We start from the raw sequence: 17,970 nt of genomic DNA, 5'->3' as shown, positions 1-17,970 counted from the left end.
TTCAATTTAGCGCTAACCAACTAATGGGGAATAAAAAAACGCCATCTGAATTTGTCCGGATGACGTTCTAATGATGATTGAGAGATAGGGCGAACTGAATTTAACTAACGTTAATTATTTCACCTTCTACATATGGCTGGCCATAGAAGCTAGCTAATAGTAGCTGCTTGATTTCGCTCACTAGTGGGTAGCGAGGGTTAGCGCCGGTGCACTGGTCGTCGAAGGCTTCAATCGCTACGTCATCTAACTTGGCTAGGAAGTTTTTTTCGCTGACACCCGCTTCTTTAATAGAAGCTGGAATGCCGATGGCTTGTTTGGTTTGATCGATCCATTCGATTAATGCTTCGACTTGTTGGTGGGTATTATTACTACGGTCACCCAACCCTAAATGGTCGGCTATTTCCTTGTAACGAGCACGCGCTTGTGGGCGGTCATACTGGCTAAATGCAGTTTGTTTGGTTGGGTTGTTGGTGGCGTTGTAGCGAATTACATTGCTAATGAGCAATGCGTTAGCTAAGCCGTGCGGCAGATGAAACTCTGCACCTAACTTGTGTGCCATGGAGTGGCAAACGCCCAAAAATGCGTTGGCAAAAGCAATACCTGCGATGGTCGCGCCGTTATGAACCAGTTCGCGGGCTTTCGGTGAAGCCGCACCTAATTCGTAAGACTCCACTAGGTTTTCTTTCAGCAGCTTTAATGCTTGTAGTGCTTGGCCATCGCAATATTCGTTAGCCAATACCGACACATAAGCTTCCAGTGCGTGCGTCACGGCGTCGATACCACTAAATGCAGTTAAGCTTTTTGGCATATCCATAACGAAATTGGCATCGATAATTGCCATGTTTGGGGTGAGTTGGTAATCGGCAATTGGATATTTCATGCCGGTGCTGTCGTCGGTGACCACGGCAAATGGGGTGACTTCTGAACCGGTACCAGAGGTAGTCGGAATCGCCACCATTTTGGCTTTAACGCCCAGCTTAGGGAATTTGTAAATGCGCTTACGAATATCCATAAAGCGCAGTGCCAAATCTTTAAAATCGACTTCTGGGTGTTCGTACATCACCCACATGATTTTAGCCGCGTCCATTGGCGAACCGCCGCCCAGCGCAATAATGACATCGGGCTTGAAGGCATTGGCCAGTTCCACACCTTTGCGAACCACGCTTAAGGTTGGGTCGGCTTCTACTTCGTAGAATACGTCGGTTTCTACGCCATGGGATTTAAGGATGCGAACCGTGTCGTCAACATAACCATTGTTATACAAAAAGCTGTCGGTCACGATTAGCGCGCGCTTTTTGTCAGACAGTTCCTCTAGAGCAATCGGCAAGCTGCCACGACGGAAATAGATAGATTCAGGTAATTTGTGCCACAACATATTCTCTGCTCTCTTGGCGACAGTCTTCTTGTTGATCAGGTGTTTTGGGCCGACGTTCTCTGAAATAGAGTTACCACCCCAACTACCGCAACCAAGCGTTAAAGAAGGTGCTAGAGCAAAGTTATACAAATCACCAATACCACCCTGGGAAGCAGGCGTGTTGATCAGAATTCGAGCGGTTTTCATTTTATCGCCGAAGTAGCGAACTCGGTCACTACAGCTATCTTGGTCGGTATATAAAGCAGAAGTGTGACCAATGCCGCCCATTGCAACCAACGCTGCGGCTTTTACAACGGCATCTTCGAAGTTGGTTGCACGGTACATTGCCAGCATTGGAGAAAGTTTTTCATGGGCAAATGGCTCGGCTTCGCTATAGTCTTCAACCTCACCAATTAATACTTTGGTATCTGCGGGTACTTTAATACCGGCCATTTCAGCAATTGCTGGCGCGGGTTGTCCGACGATGGCAGCATTTAAACCACCATTTTTTAAAATAACATTTTGTACCGCTTCCAATTCTTTTCCTGTCAGCATATAGCCTTTGTGGCTAGCAAAGCGCTGGCGGACATCGTCATAAATTTCATCAACAACAATCACTGACTGTTCAGAAGCGCAGATCACGCCGTTATCGAAGGTTTTTGACATTAAAATAGAAGCAACGGCGCGTTTAATGTCGGCAAATTCATCCATCACGACTGGCGTGTTACCTGCGCCAACACCAATTGCAGGTTTACCAGAAGAATAAGCCGCTTTTACCATGCCTGGGCCGCCGGTGGCCAAAATCAGATTAATATCTGCATGGGTCATTAATGCGTTAGATAATTCAACGCTTGGTGCGTCAATCCAGCCAATAATATCTTCAGGTGCACCCGCTTCAACTGCTGCTTTTAATACAATGCGAGCGGCTTCTGCTGTGGCCATTTTTGCCCGTGGGTGCGGGCTGAAAATAATACCATTACGGGTTTTCAGGCTAATAAGCGCCTTGAAAATTGCGGTAGACGTTGGGTTAGTGGTGGGCACGATGCCGCAGATGATACCGGTAGGTTCGGCGATGGTAATGGTGCCGAAGGTTGTATCTTCTTCGAGGATACCGCAGGTTTTTTCATCTTTGTACTTGTTATAAATGTACTCAGAAGCGAACTGGTTTTTAATTACCTTATCTTCCATCACGCCCATGCCAGATTCTTCTGTTGCCATTTTAGCTAGAGGAATACGAGCATCGGCAGCGGCTAATGCTGCGGCGCGGAAGATTTTATCAACTGTTTGTTGATCGAAAGAGGCAAATTGACGCTGGGCTTTTTTAACTCGGGCAACCAAGTTTTCCAGTTCATTAATATTGGTGACAGCCATTAAATTACTCCTGATAAATACAGAAATTAAAAATCCTGGGCTTTACTGATGTTATTGCTGTTAGAGTCGTAGAAATAAATAATCCTTCCGTGCTCTCTCGTAGGTTATCCCTGAGCCTCGGCGAAGCGTGATATTTTGTTGGCAAGTCGCTATTCGCTTCGCTCATGATGGCCTAGATAAAGAGTATTTCTTTCTACACGCCCTATGTCGCTGTGCGAATAATTTTAATCAAAACAACATCAGAAAAGCGGTTATCGTGTGCTGCACGATGATTAACAATAATTTAAATTAGTTTCAGTCTTGTATCTGCAAGATTGGAAAAGCATTAACACTTTCTGAAAACGAAAATGTCAGATGGCGCTGCACTTATCAGACCTACAAAGTGATCAACTTTTCAATACAACCATTGTGGCTTTTCAATCGGGAAATACCTTGAGCTAGGTAGTGCGTAAGGTGCTTTTGTTGCGTATCAAACAGAGAAACTCTTGACAAAGCAGTGTTTTGAAAAATAGTGTTGAGTTGTTAGCAAATTGGTAAGTCCAAATATTATCTACTGCATACAAACGCCTTTTACTGGTGATCAGAGTTCGCACTAGAAGGCGGTATTTAAATTCATATTTAAGAAGGAAAGGGGAGATATGGAAAGTGATTTCTAGGGGAGCTTTGACAAACCACAAGCTACTGTAGCTTGGGTAAGCCACGGTGTACCCGAGGATAAAAATTGCTACGAATCTATTGAAAGATAACAATCTGTAATTTAATGCAATAATTATGGAATCATTGGCTTGAAGCGCTGGTCATAAGCTATGCCCCATTGATCTTAGCTAGCGATATAATTTGCTTGACGGCTCAAGTCAGTATCTTTTAGCTTGGTTGGAGAATGCTTGATATTTGCTGGTAAAGTGCTTTGAGCTAATGGACGGAGTGCGCACTTGATGGCTGAAGTTTTTTCATATGGCTTCTATCATCGCTATTCCGCTTCTGTGTTGAACTATTACCATAATGTATTGCCGCGGGGCGTTTTTCTAGTGTTTTGTTTTGTCGGTTGAAATTTTTATTGATCATCATGTGTTTTTTTATTCAGCCGATTTGGATTAACAATTTCTATTTAAGAGAGCGATTATGTCTCAGCAACAATCCTGTAATGCAAGCTTACAAACTTTAGCTGATACCATTAATCAGCAGCGAATAGAAGTCGGTTATTGCCCTTCTGAAGAATTAATGAGTTATGACCGATATTTAGTGGTTTATGCTAGTTTGGCACCGGGTGCGGTGAATCAACATATTCTTGAACCATTAGATGGTAGCTGGAGTAAGGCGACCGTTGTCGGCGAGCTAGTTGAAAATAAGGTCGATAACCATTGGGCTGCAATGTGTTTAAAAACCGAGCAAGGAACGGATATTGAAGTACAGCTTTTTACTTGCGATCAACTAGCCGAGCATTGGAATGAAATTGATGCTTTTGAGGGTGATTCTTATCGACGGCTATTAACGCCAATCACTCTGCAAGATGGCAGTTGTTTACTGGCAAATATTTACACTCTGAAATAATTAATGTCATTGAAATTGATGGCTGGAAATATCATCTTAAAATGTTAGGTGCGCCTATTGCTTGGATTGTTGGGTGCGCCTACAGGCTTACCCAACCTTGTTTAGTTTGGTGTTAATTTAAATTACGATGTTTATTCAAAAAACCAATTGGTTTTCGTAGCCTGGGTAAGCCTATAGGCGCACACGGGAACCGAAGGTTCAATCTTATAGACGCATTAGCCTCTGCTGGGAGCGCAGGCGGCCGCCCGCACTCCCAGTGAAAACCGTCCTCATTTTTTTTGAAAGTTAGCGACAATTAATGGATTGAGGCAACTGCGTAAAAACTGGTTCATATCTGTCATATCACCGTCGCTGTAAAAATTTAACATTAACTGGTTAAACTCTTGTTGGCGTGATGCAGGCACATTAATAATCGGTAAACCAGCATCCAATAGAATGCCATTCATCATAAATCGGCCAGTTCTTTTATTTACATCCCAAAAAAATTGGTTTCTTGCCATTAATAAAAAAGCACTGATCGCTTTGTCGTAAATACTGTTTGTTTTAGTAATTTGTTTTTCAGTCGCTTCCCAGGCTTCTTCAAGCTGGTCGGCAGTAGGGGTTGATGTTCGGAGCCACTGATGGTGACATACCCTGACCTGCTATTTATTTTTTCTGGGCCCCACTCCAAGGCTTCTTCTTTTGCAGCAATTTTGTGAATGGCTAATGCAGTTTCTTTATTAAAAACAAATTGTCCATTCTTTACCATTTCAAACAATACTTGCCAGGCGGATGATTGATTGATTGTGATGTTCTGATCACTAATTTTATGGCCGCCTACCGTAATACCATCAAGAATGGTTTGCACCTCTGGCAAGGTCATAGCAATACCTTCCAAATTGACTGCATCACACACCAGCATAGGAACATCACGCTTGGCTAGCTGAATAGCTAAAGCTTGATGGGGTGATAGCTGTTCAAGCGTAATCTGGTTCATTGGTGTTGCTCGGTGATTTGGTTTGATAGCGATTATAATGGGTAGTGCAGGAGTTAAACAGCGGCCTAAGCTCAGAGAAAAAATCATGATTCGGTTAATGGGCGCTCAGTAGGTCATCCCTGAGTCTTGGCGAAGCGTGACAATGTTTACCTGTTCACCGTCGCTATTCACTTCGTTCATGACGACCTGCATTTAAATCAACTGGCGATGATTTTCGACAATATTAACTTGGAATAAACCCATAAATAAAAACAAGATAATAACAAGCAAACAATTGTTCCCCAGCCAATGCCAATTATTGGGTAAAGCCAGCTTACACTGAAGCAATACACTACCAACGCACCTAACCCATCTGGATAATGCTTAATCGTTGCAGCTAACGCTTGCTCACCATGGCTAATATGTAAAATCAGCATTAGCGGAAAAAAACTAATAGGAAATGCGGCCAGAAGCCCTGCCCGAGTTGGCCCCAATAGTTCTGCTAAACCGGTAATCAGTAAAATAGTTAAAGTGGCAATGCTGGCACGAAAAAATAGTGTTTTTAATTTATCTGTTTTTTTTGTTTTCTGACTGATTTGAATTTTATGCTCGGGGATTGGTTTAAATATTTGTCGAAAAAATATAATGGCGATTGCCACCAAAGCAAGATTAAGCCAGCGGCTTGCAGGTAAGAATTGCAATAGCCAGCTGCTGACGAGAAAGCAGACCAAGCTGATAAAAATTGCTGGAATAATCCATATAGATAAACCACGACTATTTACAGCTGTTGCTGTTAGCTTGGGTCTCGATTCGAGTGCTTCAGGCAATGGCAAATGCTGGTTTTTTAATTGCAGCAATTTTAAATATCCCCAGGCAAGGCAGATTGCTGATGCTAAACCGGCCAGAGTATAAACAGCACTTTGTGCAGCGAACACAGCGCCTTGCTGCCAGCCAAAGAAAAATAACGCAATAGCGGTGCCTAAAGGAAAACCCGATAAAATACCGGCTTGTCGTGGCCCCAGTCTTTCAGCCACACTGGCCAGTAGAACCACTGTGGCAAAGGTAATTAGAATTTTTGACGCGAGTAGCAACATGCTTAGTGGCCCTGATTGATGGCTCGCAGTGTAGGTTGCCATAGAGCCTACGGCGAAATGCAACTTTCGGCAATCACGATGAGTACCAGCTAGTTATCACTAAAACATTAACCATTTGATTCTATTGCATGGGTTGGCGTAGGTTGTATCATTCAATTTAACGCGGGATGGTCACATCGATTTTCGAAATGCTCCTACTTCCATGTGGGTCATATAACGAAATCAGGCGTCTAGCAATACATTCAAAGTGTCTAATTACGCCTTGGCTTATTCAAGCTTGTATCTGTAAGATTAAATAAGTACTCGTGCCTTTTGAAAACAACAATGTCAGATGGCACTGCGCTTATCTAACCTACGAGTGCTTTGTGTTAATAATTAAAAGGAACTGAAATATGCCAATACCAGTGAATAAGGACATTCAGTTGGAAGCGCTTTGTTCGGCGCACGCCGAGCAGTTGTTTGCCTTGGTGGATGATGATCGGCTGTTTCTTGGCCAGTGGCTGAGCTGGGTTTCACAATGGGAAGCGGTCGATGATTGCCGTGCTTTTGTTAAAAATTCAATTCGCAAGATGGTCGATGGAACCGACATGGATTTACTGGTGCTTCATCAGGGAAAGATTGTCGGTATGGTGAGCTTAAATTTGATTGATGCGAACCATCATCGATGTCAGGTGGGTTATTGGTTAAGCCAGCAAGCCAATGGCAAGGGAATTATGAGTCAGTCAGTGGCTGCTGTGGTTGACTATGCATTTGAAAAACTACAGATGAACCGAGTGGTTATTTGCAGTGGTGTTGATAATTCGCCGAGCCAGAAAATTGTTAAGCGATTGGGATTCACTTTGGAAGGCGTGCTTCGTCAGCATGAATGTTTGCATGGGCAATATATTGATCATCAAAACTGGGGCATGCTTAAATCTGAATGGCAAAAGCTCAAAGTTAAGCCTGAAATGAGTGAAATGGCTTAGGTTGGCATAGAAAAATGCCATGGGGTTTACTGATATTCATTGTTTTATTAATCGTTGCGTAAGTATTTGCACAAGATGACACCTTACTTCAAGTGATTGTTGGGTGCGCCCGGGAGTTATATGCGCCGTATCTGTCGAATGATGCAACGATTAATATTTAAGTTTGATAAGCCAAAGGCACAATCAGACACTTTTGAATTTGTTGCCAAATGTCTGATTTCGTTAACACTCATTAAATCTACACGGGCAGTTAATTCCTGCTTTTTTTATTTAGATAAATTACCCCACCGGCCATGTTGGCAATGATGGTTGCGATGGTTGAAAGAACAACATAGGTGGTGGTGCTTTCGTTACCGCTCAAAATGGTGCCAGATACGGCTATCACAGCAGCCATAATCAGTACGGTTTTAATCACATTCTGTTGCACGATTCTGGCGCAAACATAACCGGCCCAAACCGAGATAAGTAAACCTAGCCCGTTTAACAATAACCCCCAGCCAGAAATGCTATCGAAGTTGCTGATGGTGTCTAGTACTTGCTGCTCAGGCATGCCTTGGCTAGAAAGCATGATCGAATAGCCAATAAAAAAGACCATGCTCATCAATATGGTGGCACCTAAATCAAACAATGTTCCGGTAATAATCGCCCGCAAAGGTGTACCGGGTTTTTGTGGATCAGAAAGGCTGGAGCTGGGTGGTTGGTAAGGTGTTTGGTTCATAGGTTTAGTTGTCTGGCTAACGGTATTTGGCCAATTTGTCAGAGTTCATCTTTAATTTCCAGCTTTGTTAGCTTGTGGGTGGGCTGATTGTTGAAATGTTTACTTAGATGGCTAAGAACATTCTGCTGAAGAAATTCTTTTAAGCGGTGTCGATTACTGATTTCTTCAGCTTCAAATGCTCTGGCATGACCACAGTTATTAATTTTCCACATCTGTTTGTTTGCCGAAGGTATTTGCTGAAAAATTTGTTCGCCAAATTCAATTGGAATCAGAGCGTCGGTGGTGCAATGGGTAACTAAATAGGGGATTTGTGGTAGTTGCTGCATCGCATTGAGTGCCGAAAGTTGTTCACTTATTAAATAGTTGGGTATCCAATCAAGGTAGTTGCCTAGCGGACCTTTTCGAATCACATGGCTTGCCGTATTGCGATAGCTCAGAAAACTACTATCAATAATCACTTGCTGAAATTTACTAGCATCAAGGTTGTGAGCTAAGGCTTGTAGCAGCACATTACCACCGAGTGACGTACCTGCAAGGGTAATATTGCTGAGATTTTTTCTATCAGCGAAGCTCAATGAGAAATTCAAAATACTGGTTGCATCTTTTGCTATAGATTGCGGTGAAGCATCGCCGGAAGATTTTCCATATCCTGAGTAATCAAAAGTTAAAACGTTGAATCCATGCTTAACTAGCCAGTTAAATTTTCTTGAAGTGCCTGAAATATTTCCCGCGTTGCCATGAAAATGCACCAGCAGGCTCTGATTGTTTGAAGCAGAAAAATATAATCCACTGAGGTTATTACCTGAGTTAGAGGGAATGACCAGTTGCATTGGCTTGATTGGATATGGGTAAGCGTGGGTATAACGATGATCATTTGGCCGGTAAAACCATTGGCTATTACAACCAATTAGTGGAAAGAGCGTTGTTAACAGCAGTAACAAACAGAGCTTATTTGTCGCCAGCATCCATGATCATCCATGACCCATTAATCTGACTTTCAGCATAGTAGGCATTTTCTGATTGAGAATCCGCCTGTAATTATGATGCTGTGCCTAAAGACGTTGCTAACGCCAGCCGAATTCTGCACCTTGCAGTGGTTTGGCTATAAATTTACAATCGCAGCCTTGATTGATACAGGTGAAAGCGCATGTCTGAGTACAACACAGTTGAAGAACGAGTAAGCTACGGCATCGGCCGTCAGGTTGGTGACCAATTGGCAGATAATCCAATTGAAGGTTTGTCGATTGATGCAGTCTTAAGTGGTCTAGCGGATCGTTTGAACGACGTTGAAAGCCCGGTTGCTCCAGAAAAAATGCAAGAAGCTTTTGAAGAAATTCACCAGCGTATTGAAGCTAAGCAGAAAACTGAAGCGGCAGCTAAAGTGGGCGAAGGTGAGAAGTTCTTGGTTGAGAACGGCCAGCGCGAAGGCATTATCACTACTGAGTCTGGCTTGCAGTATGAAGTTCAGTCTGAAGGCACGGGTGAAAAGCCAACGGCAGAAGCGACTGTTAAGGTTCACTACCATGGTTCTTTACTGAATGGTCAGGTATTTGACAGCTCAGTTGAACGTGGTGAGCCAGCGACCTTCCCAGTTAACCGCGTTATTGCCGGTTGGACTGAAGCGCTGCAATTAATGCCTGTTGGTTCTAAGTGGCGTTTGTATGTACCGCACAACCTGGCGTATGGCGCTCAGGGTGCTGGTGGAGCCATTGGCCCATACGAAACACTGATTTTTGATGTTGAGCTGATTGATATCGAAGCTTAATTTTTCAAAATGTCATATAAATCGCCACCTGAATCGGGTGGCGTTTTTATTTCCAAGGATGGAATGTATACCGCAAAGAAGCATGGATGCTGGTGCGGATATTTCCAAGGATGGAATGTATATCGAAGGAAGCAGGATGCTGGTTCGAATATTTCCAAGGATGGAATGTATGCCGCAAAGAAGCATGGATGCTGGTGCGGATATTTCCAAGGATGGAATGTATATCGAAGGAAGCAGGATGCTGGTTCGAATATTTCCAAGGATGGAATGTATGCTGACTTTTTATAAAGTTATTTAACATTAAATCTCATCAAGGCGAATAAAGTGAAAATTGCAATCTCTAGTCTCAATGGACAAATCGTTACTGGCCAGCCAGGTCGATGCCCAAAATTTATTGTTTTCACCGTTGAAAACAGAAAAATCATGTCAGAAAAGATCATTGAGTTAACTGAAGATCAACTGTTAAGTGTTGCTGAGCAGGACCAACCTCATCCTTTGGATGGTGTTTCAGTATTAATTGCTTCAGGTGTTGGTGAAGGCTTTGTTGCCAAAATGGCCAAGCGTGAAATTAAAGCATTAGCGACTTCGTTAACGGGTCCAAGAATCGCTGCACAGTGTTATCTGTCAGATACTTTGCCGCTTAAAGCCGCAAGAAAAAGCAAAAGCAAATAGTGAGAACAACCTGTTTTTAGTTAGGTTTTCTTGCACAATTTATTCTTTTTATATTACTTAGAATTTGCGCCACCTCATAGTGAATCGACTTGAGATTGATTAGCATTTGCTTATTGAACTCAGATTCAATTAATGAAACTTTAAAACTTTAAGGTTTCTTAAAGAGGTATTTTTTATTCTCATTTAATTCGACGTTTAGTTACGAGTTAAATGAGAATTAAAGGAGCGCGAAATGAAAATTGCAATTGCCAGTCAGAACAAAAAAAGTATTACCGACCATGCCGGACGTTGTCGAAAGTTCTGGCTGTTTGATATTGAAAATAAGGCAATTGTTGGCCAACAATTGCTGGAATTATCTAAAGAGCAAGCATTTCATGGTTTTTCTCATGATTCTGCACACCCGTTAGACCAGGTTGATATGCTGATTGCCGGTGGCATGGGAAAAGGCTTTGTTAATAAAATGGCCAAGCGAAATATTCAAGCAGTAGCGACAACTTTACAAGACCCTGAGCAAGCGGCACGTGCCATTGCAGCCGGGGTGTTACCGATTAAAGATGCCAGTGAAAATTGTGGTTGTGATTGCGGTGGGCACCATAAGTAAATTATTAAAACTGTGATATTTAATAATTAACTTCAGAGGTGTCGCGATAAGTAAACACGAAGTGCGCACCGATTGTTTTATCTTAACAGGTGCTCAGGGCTTGTTAGGTACGCCAGTATCAGGGTACTTGCTTACTTGAATGTGGGTCATTGCAGTAATAAAGGCATAACATCATAATATGTTTTTTTGCAGTATCTACTAGTGCTGCCAGCCAGAATGTGATCGAACCGCTTGGTGGTTGAGTACTGCATTGCTTGGCATTTGCCTCGGCTTCGGCGATTGAGGGGCGATATATTGAATTGCTTACTGGAGTATATGTATGACTCACCCAAGAGCTGGGCTTCCTGCACAGCCAGAAGATTTGATCGATGTTAATGCACTGAAAGCCGCATACTCTAGCAAAGCAGTTCATGCTGATAATCCTGAGCATTTGGTCAATTTCGGAACCTCTGGCCATCGAGGAAACCCGCTTTATAGCAGCTTTAACCAGGCACATATTTTAGCGATTGTTCAGGCGGTTTGTGAGTACCGAGCGGCAAATAAGATCGGTGGCCCGTTGTTTCTGGGGATGGATACTCATGCTGCTTCTGAGTATGCACAGCAAACAGCTATCGAGGTGCTGGCAGCCAATCAGGTAACTTGTTACTACCAAAAAGAAGGTGGCTTTACACCAACACCTGTCATTTCCCATGCGATTGTGACGCATAATCGCAATGCTGCGGCTGGTCAGCAGGCTGATGGTTTAATTATTACGCCCTCTCATAATCCGCCATCAGATGGTGGTATCAAGTATAATCCGCCACATGGTGGGCCTGCAGAAAGTGAGATTACCTCAGGCGTTCAAAAGCGAGCTAATCAAATCTTGCAGCAGAATCTGCAGGCTGTTCAGAAAATGGATTATCAAGCGGCCATCAGTCAACGCCATATAAAAGCTTATGATTTTATGTCGCCTTACATCGAAGATTTACACCAGGTGGTGGATATGCAAGCAATTGCAAATTCAGGGCTAAAAATTGGTGTTGATCCGCTTGGTGGTTCTGGTTATGCCTATTGGGAGAAAATCGCTCAGCACTATGGTTTAAACATTGAAGTAGTTAATGATCAGGTTGATCCGACTTTTTCATTTATGCGTTTAGACCACGATGGCAAAATCAGAATGGATTGCTCGTCGCCATATGCAATGGCTTCTTTGGTCGAGTTGAAAGACCGTTTTGATATAGCGTTGGCAAATGACCCTGACTTTGACCGCCATGGCATTGTAACGCCGCTGGGGTTAATGAACCCGAATCATTACCTTGCTGTTGCAATTGATTATCTGTCTACCCATCGCCCGCAGTGGTCAGCGCATGCTGCTATTGGTAAAACACTGGTATCTAGTTCAATGATTGACCGTGTGTGTAATGGGCTAGGTAAAACCATGAAAGAAGTGCCAGTTGGCTTCAAATGGTTTGTCGATGGCTTGGCGAGTGGTGATTTTTTATTTGGTGGTGAAGAAAGTGCCGGCGCCTGTTTCTTGCGTAAAGATGGCCAAACCTGGTGCACTGATAAAGATGGCTTTATTTTAGCGCTGCTAGCTGCTGAGATTGCTGCCGTTACAGGGCGTGACCCTGGTCAGCGCTATCAAGAGTTAGCTGCTGAATATGGTGAGCCTAGCTATGCGCGAATGGATGCACCTGCAAATCAGCAACAAAAGCAATTGCTTGCCAATTTGTCTGCAGAGCAGGTTTCCAGTAACCAATTGGCCGGTGACCCTATCACTCGTAAACTGACCCATGCGCCTGGCAATGGTGCGGCAATTGGTGGTTTGAAAGTGGAGACAGAATTCGGCTGGTTTGCGGCTCGTCCTTCAGGCACAGAAGCAATTTATAAAATTTATGCTGAGAGCTTTCGCGGGCCTGAGCATTTACAGCAAATTCAAAAGGAAGCGCAGTTGCTGGTTTCAGAAATTTTCATAGCTGCTGGCATTTAGTCGTTGGTATGGAATAGCGAAATCAGCTCAAGGATAGATAAATGAGTAGTGAAAATTTTAAGCCATCAAATTTTAAAGGGTGGGAACCGGCAGTGAATACAACGCCGCTTTCTCAATATGCATCTGCAAAAATATTAGCTGCTCACCGAGATCGGTTATCCAGTCAAACGATTTCGGGTTTGTTTGCCAGCGATCCAAGGCGAGCTGAAACTTATCTGATATCGGCTGCCGGGCTGGAGCTGGATTTCAGCAAAAACGCTATAGATCAGCCATTGTTAAAAACGCTTGCTGCAATGGCAGGTGAAGCTGGTGTGGCTGAAAAGCGTACAGCAATGGTTGCTGGTGAAAAAATAAATAGTTCTGAAAATCGTGCAGTATTTCACACAGCATTACGTGATTTTACCAATAGTGATCCACAAGTCGATGGCGAATCGATTAAGCCGGGTATTGAAGATGTTCTGCAAAAAATCCGAATTCTCACCAGTAATATCCATGGCGGTAAATGGACAGGATACAGCGGAAAGAAAATTCGCCATATTATCAACATTGGTGTGGGTGGCTCTTTTCTTGGCATAAAAGCAGTGTTGGATGGCCTGCAACCTTGGCAGCGAGACGATATAACGACGCATTATATTGCTAATATTGATCCGACTGAATTGCACCAAGTATTGACCAATATTGATGCTGAAACGGCTTTATTTATTGTGGCATCCAAATCTTTCTCAACTTTGGAAACCAAACTGAATGCCACAGCAGCCAGAAGTTGGATGCTGGAGCAAGGGGTGCCTGAGCAAGATATTCACCGCCATTTTGTAGCAATCTCATCCAATATTTCTGCTGCAACTGCGTTTGGTATTGCCAAAGATAATATCTTTCCGATGGGTGATTGGGTTGGCGGGCGTTATTCATTATGGAGCGCCATTGGTTTAATGATTCCGCTGGCAACATCCTATGCAGTATTTGAACGACTGTTAAAAGGTGCAGGTGCAATGGATCAGCATTTTTTAACTGCGCCTTTTACAGAAAATATGCCGGTTGTGATGGCCTTGTTAGGCATTTGGCACCAGAACTGGCTTGGTGCAGAAAGTCATGCGGTTATTCCATATGATTCCCGACTAACAACTTTCCCCAAACATTTGCAGCAGATGGATATGGAATCTAATGGTAAAACAGTCACCCGTGATGGCGAAGCTGTTCATTATCATACAGGAGCTGTCATTTGGGGGGATGTGGGCACGAATGGTCAACATGCTTATCATCAGTTATTTCACCAAGGAAGCCGCCTAGTTCCGATAGATTTTATTGTTCCCTTGCAAAGCTGTAACCCGATTGGAGCGCAACACCGTTGGTTGGTTGCGCATGCTTTTGCACAAAGTCAGGCCTTAATGCAAGGTAAAAACCTGGAGCAAGCCCGAGCTGAATTAGCTAATAAAGGTTTGAATGAATCACAACTTGAATCATTGGCAAGGCAAAAAGTGATTCCAGGAAACCGCCCCAGCAATATGTTAACCATGGACAGGCTAACGCCTGAAAACCTTGGTGCTCTAGTTGCGCTTTACGAGCACAAGGTTTTTGTACAAGGGATTATCTGGAATTTAAACAGTTTCGATCAGTGGGGGGTTGAGCTTGGGAAAGTTTTGGGAAATAAGATTTTTGATTGCTTATCAGAAGATGCTTTTTCTGATGTAGAAGACAGCTCAACGAATCGATTAATAAAAAAATTCAAACTGTTGAATGATTAAAAAATCCCGGGAAATATTTCCCGGGCTTTTTTAAATCAAGACTGGAAATACTGTAAAGAATGCAGGCGATAATAAGCGCCTTTTTTATCCAGTAATTGCTGGTGAGAACCGGTTTCAACTATCTTGCCTTGGTCCATTACGACAATCACATCGGCATTACGAATGGTAGAAAGTCGGTGGGCAACCACGAGTGTGGTTCGGTCCTGAGTAGCAATTTCCAAAGCCTGCTGAATCGCAGCTTCTGATTCACTATCGAGTGCAGAAGTGGCTTCATCAAGAATTAACACAGGTGCATCTTTTAGCAGTGCTCGGGCAATGGCTAATCGCTGCCTTTGTCCGCCCGATAATGAAGCACCGTTTTCACTCAGTACCGTTTCCATTTGATCTGGCAGGTTGTTAATAAAGTCCAGAGCTTGGGCTTGTTCAGCTGCTGAATCGACTGCCTGCTGTTCTTGCAGGGCTAATTCACCGTAGGCAATGTTTTTGCGTACGCTATCGCTGAATAAAATAACGTTTTGGTTCACTAACGCAATTTGCTTTCGGAAATCTTCACGAGTGATTTTTTGAATGGGCGTGCTATCTAGTTGAATTTCACCTTCAGTCGGTTCCAGAAAGCGGCTCACTAATTTAGTTAGTGTTGTTTTTCCGCTGCCAGAACTACCAACCAAGGCTACGGTTTGTCCTGGATGAATTGATAAATTAATATCAATTAGTGCTGCTTTGTCTTGTTCTGGGTAGGTAAAACCGAGATTTTTAATATCGATCTTTCCCTGACATGCACTCAGTAGTAGTTGACCATTATCGGCTTCAGGTGTTTCATCAATCACATCAAAAACACTGGCTGCTGCGACTAAGCCTCGCTGCATTCTGGCGTTGGTTTCACTTAGTTGGCGTACCGGTTTAGGTAGCATGCCTGCAGCTGTAATGAAGGCGACTAGCTCTGCGGGCGATGCTTCATTACGCATGAGCAAGACCAAAAACATAATACCAGCCATAGCGGTCACTACCAGTATTTGCAGTGTTGGGGTAAAAATTGACTGGTTGCGAGCCAAGCGAACATTGGCGTCACGATTGTTTTTGGACGCATCGGAAAAACGGTTGGCTTCTTGTTGTTCAGCACTGAAGCCTTTAACTACGTCGATGCCGCGAATTGTTTCGGAAGCAATATGGGTAACATCACCCACTGACTCTTGAATTCGCTTGCTAATAGCTCGAAATTTCTTGCTAGCTTTTTTAACAATAAAAGCAATAACGGGGCCGAGGATTAATAGAATAAAAGTAAGCTTCCAGTTATTCCAAAATAAGTAAACTAATAGTGCAATTACAGTGAAACCTTCGCGCACCATTATTTTTAATGCTTCTGTTGCGGCACTAGTAACCTGTTCAACATTGTAAGTTAGCTTAGAAATGATATGCCCAGAATTATATTTTTCAAAATAGGGGAGTGGTAATCCCATCAGTTTTTGAAACATTTCACTGCGCAATTTATGAACAATATCAAGTGACACTTTGGCTAGATAATAATTACCTAAATAGCTGCCAATACCGCGGAATACTGCTAATGCGATAGCACCTACTGGGACTAAGTAAATAAGACTGTCATCGTCACCTTGCAATCCTTCAACAAAATATTCCATTAGCTGGGCAAAGCCTGGCTGTGAAATTGCAAAAAGTACGAAGCCAAACATACTCAGAGCAAAAGCACCTTTATGTTGTTTGATATAATCCAGTAGGCGTAAATAAACTTGCCATAAGTCTTCCTGGTTACTGCCAGTATTTTTATTGGTCGAATCAGGTTGCGGCTTTTTTGAGCTGGACTTTTGGTTTTTTGAGCTAGATTGGTGGCTCATTGGGATTGATTCATCTCTATTATTGGTCAGTCGAGAGTAGGTTTTTCCCTGCATTCAACTGACGGAAATGGGTGGTATTATCTACTAGATTAGCCACTTAATTACTGTGCCTGTTTTTGTGCTCGTTTCACTTGACGAGGACTCGGCGGGTAAATGGGTGATTCACCTTCTGGACGAGTTCTAAAGCGACGATGCACCCAATAGTATTGAGTGGGATGTTGGCGTGCTTTATCTGCAATCAGCTGATTAATTCGCCTTGCATCTTCTTGCTCGCACTCGCCGGGAAAGTTATCCAGAGCAGGCATGAACTCTACCACATAGCGACTACCTTCGCGGAAGTAGAACATGGGGACAACCACTGCTTTTGACAAGCGTGCTAACTTGGTTGCTGCGGTCATTGTTGCGGTATTCACCCCCATAAAATCTGCAAATACATGTGACTTTTTGCCGGGGTCCTGGTCCATGCTGAGCCACAAAGCTTCACCGTTACGCAATGCTCGAGCGATTTCACGTGGTGATGATTTGTCGATAATGTTGTAGCTTTTTAGTCGGCTAGTATGGGCAACATGTTCAAAGACGGGGTTTTTGTTGCGGCGGCGGACAATGGTAAATCTATGGATAAACTTCAGCAGGCTGCCAACCATCTCGATTGGAGTGAAGTGCCCGCTGAGTAAAATCACACCTTGTTTGCGTTCTAGATAGGGACGCAAGTGTTCCTCACCACGCACCTCAAGCATTGGCTTTTTACGACTATCTGAACCCCACCAAGCAATACCCGACTCAAACAACATCATTGCCGTATTGCTGAAAACTTCTTTGAGTAGTTGGTCGCGTTGTTGTTCAGGCATTTCAGGAAAACAGAGTTTGAGGTTGGTTTGGGCGATATGACGTCGCTCAGACAATAGCCTCATTAACAAACGCCCAAGCAGCTTGCTAAGAAGAAGTTGTATTGAATGCGGAATAAGAGATAGCAACCAAAGTACTACCATAGCCAGCCATGGTAGCCAGTTGGCTGGTTTGAAGAGTGCTGTTTCCATGCAACCTGTATAGGACTAAATCGCCCCAATGAAAGTAAATTCAATCTGGATTTTGCCTGTATCTATCAGAAATTTCATCAAGAAGCCGCCTGTTTGTTACAAATCATATGATAAATAAGATGGAGATCTATGTTTTGAGCAAAGCTGAGTCCTGACAGTATTTAGCATCAATGTTATATTGGCTCGACTTTGAATCTGATCATTTCACGGGCAAAGCATCGAAGATTGCCCAGCCATGATCAGCTTTCATACCCAAGCTATTTGAGATGCTTTTAGTTTCAGTTGAATTCTGCATCTTAGGGTGGTTTGGGTATATATATGGCTTC

General features: G+C 43.2%; 15 protein-coding genes and 1 pseudogene. 8 read left to right on the top strand and 8 right to left on the bottom strand.

Features of this window, described 5'->3' with window-relative positions:
• Positions 1-100: 100 nt before the first annotated feature.
• Entirely contained in the window at positions 101-2,725 is a 2,625-nt protein-coding gene (adhE, locus tag DC094_RS06385; RefSeq protein WP_116686301.1) for a bifunctional acetaldehyde-CoA/alcohol dehydrogenase, read from the bottom strand.
• Between the two features lie 1,122 nt (positions 2,726-3,847).
• Here adhE and DC094_RS06380 point away from each other — a divergent pair.
• Positions 3,848-4,276 (top strand): gamma-glutamylcyclotransferase family protein, encoded by a 429-nt coding sequence (locus DC094_RS06380; RefSeq protein ID WP_116686300.1) that lies wholly within the window; start codon positions 3,848-3,850, stop codon positions 4,274-4,276.
• A 269-nt stretch (positions 4,277-4,545) separates the two neighbouring features.
• Here DC094_RS06380 and DC094_RS22360 read toward each other — a convergent pair.
• The 3 genes and pseudogenes from DC094_RS22360 to DC094_RS06370 form a co-directional block, all read right to left on the bottom strand.
• Positions 4,546-4,836, bottom strand: a pseudogene (locus DC094_RS22360) (Fic family protein); the annotation flags it as partial.
• Positions 4,776-5,252, bottom strand: coding sequence for a hypothetical protein (locus DC094_RS22540; protein WP_241503981.1), 477 nt, complete (start codon positions 5,250-5,252; stop codon positions 4,776-4,778). The gene DC094_RS22540 and the pseudogene DC094_RS22360, both read right to left, overlap by 61 nt.
• A 197-nt stretch (positions 5,253-5,449) precedes the next feature.
• The gene (locus DC094_RS06370) at positions 5,450-6,367 is read right to left on the bottom strand and encodes a hypothetical protein (protein ID WP_116686299.1); all 918 of its coding nucleotides are present in this window, start codon (positions 6,365-6,367) and stop codon (positions 5,450-5,452) included.
• Positions 6,368-6,717: 350 nt separating this feature from the next.
• Between DC094_RS06370 and DC094_RS06365 the strand changes: the two genes are divergently transcribed.
• Positions 6,718-7,290 (top strand): GNAT family N-acetyltransferase, encoded by a 573-nt coding sequence (locus tag DC094_RS06365; RefSeq protein WP_116686298.1) that lies wholly within the window; start codon positions 6,718-6,720, stop codon positions 7,288-7,290.
• Positions 7,291-7,540: 250 nt separating this feature from the next.
• On the opposite strand, the gene DC094_RS06360 is transcribed toward DC094_RS06365, so the two are convergent.
• Both DC094_RS06360 and DC094_RS06355 read right to left on the bottom strand, forming a co-directional pair.
• Complete coding sequence (locus DC094_RS06360) at positions 7,541-8,008, bottom strand: hypothetical protein (RefSeq protein WP_116686297.1); 468 nt, start codon at positions 8,006-8,008, stop codon at positions 7,541-7,543.
• A gap of 38 nt (positions 8,009-8,046) precedes the next feature.
• Entirely contained in the window at positions 8,047-8,973 is a 927-nt protein-coding gene (locus DC094_RS06355; RefSeq protein WP_116686296.1) for an alpha/beta hydrolase, read from the bottom strand.
• Positions 8,974-9,155: 182 nt separating this feature from the next.
• On the opposite strand from DC094_RS06355, the gene bamJ reads away from it, so the two are divergent.
• From bamJ to pgi, 6 genes are all read left to right on the top strand, one after another.
• Positions 9,156-9,773 (top strand): BamJ family beta-barrel-assembly machinery protein, encoded by a 618-nt coding sequence (gene bamJ / locus DC094_RS06350; protein ID WP_116686295.1) that lies wholly within the window; start codon positions 9,156-9,158, stop codon positions 9,771-9,773.
• 82 nt (positions 9,774-9,855) lie between these two features.
• The gene (locus DC094_RS06345) at positions 9,856-10,071 is read left to right on the top strand and encodes a hypothetical protein (RefSeq protein ID WP_133245481.1); all 216 of its coding nucleotides are present in this window, start codon (positions 9,856-9,858) and stop codon (positions 10,069-10,071) included.
• Between the two features lie 26 nt (positions 10,072-10,097).
• Positions 10,098-10,445 (top strand): NifB/NifX family molybdenum-iron cluster-binding protein, encoded by a 348-nt coding sequence (locus tag DC094_RS06340; RefSeq protein ID WP_158527239.1) that lies wholly within the window; start codon positions 10,098-10,100, stop codon positions 10,443-10,445.
• Between the two features lie 232 nt (positions 10,446-10,677).
• The gene (locus DC094_RS06335; protein ID WP_116686292.1) at positions 10,678-11,046 is read left to right on the top strand and encodes a NifB/NifX family molybdenum-iron cluster-binding protein; all 369 of its coding nucleotides are present in this window, start codon (positions 10,678-10,680) and stop codon (positions 11,044-11,046) included.
• A 319-nt stretch (positions 11,047-11,365) separates the two neighbouring features.
• The gene (gene pgm, locus DC094_RS06330) at positions 11,366-13,015 is read left to right on the top strand and encodes a phosphoglucomutase (alpha-D-glucose-1,6-bisphosphate-dependent) (protein WP_116686291.1); all 1,650 of its coding nucleotides are present in this window, start codon (positions 11,366-11,368) and stop codon (positions 13,013-13,015) included.
• A 41-nt stretch (positions 13,016-13,056) separates the two neighbouring features.
• Entirely contained in the window at positions 13,057-14,757 is a 1,701-nt protein-coding gene (gene pgi / locus DC094_RS06325) for a glucose-6-phosphate isomerase (RefSeq protein ID WP_116686290.1), read from the top strand.
• Between the two features lie 35 nt (positions 14,758-14,792).
• Here the strand turns inward: pgi and msbA are convergent, their stop codons facing one another.
• Both msbA and DC094_RS06315 read right to left on the bottom strand, forming a co-directional pair.
• Positions 14,793-16,607, bottom strand: coding sequence for a lipid A export permease/ATP-binding protein MsbA (msbA, locus tag DC094_RS06320; protein ID WP_116686740.1), 1,815 nt, complete (start codon positions 16,605-16,607; stop codon positions 14,793-14,795).
• Between the two features lie 101 nt (positions 16,608-16,708).
• Positions 16,709-17,644: an LpxL/LpxP family acyltransferase gene (locus DC094_RS06315; protein ID WP_116686289.1), complete on the bottom strand. Its 936-nt coding sequence runs from the start codon at positions 17,642-17,644 to the stop codon at positions 16,709-16,711.
• Between the last annotated feature and the right edge of the window lie 326 nt (positions 17,645-17,970).

It is taken from the genome of Pelagibaculum spongiae, assembly GCF_003097315.1.
GTDB lineage: Bacteria > Pseudomonadota > Gammaproteobacteria > Enterobacterales > Pelagibaculaceae > Pelagibaculum > Pelagibaculum spongiae.
The sequence above is the reverse complement of the archived record's forward strand: the minus strand, read 5'-3'. Positions and strand labels throughout refer to the sequence as shown.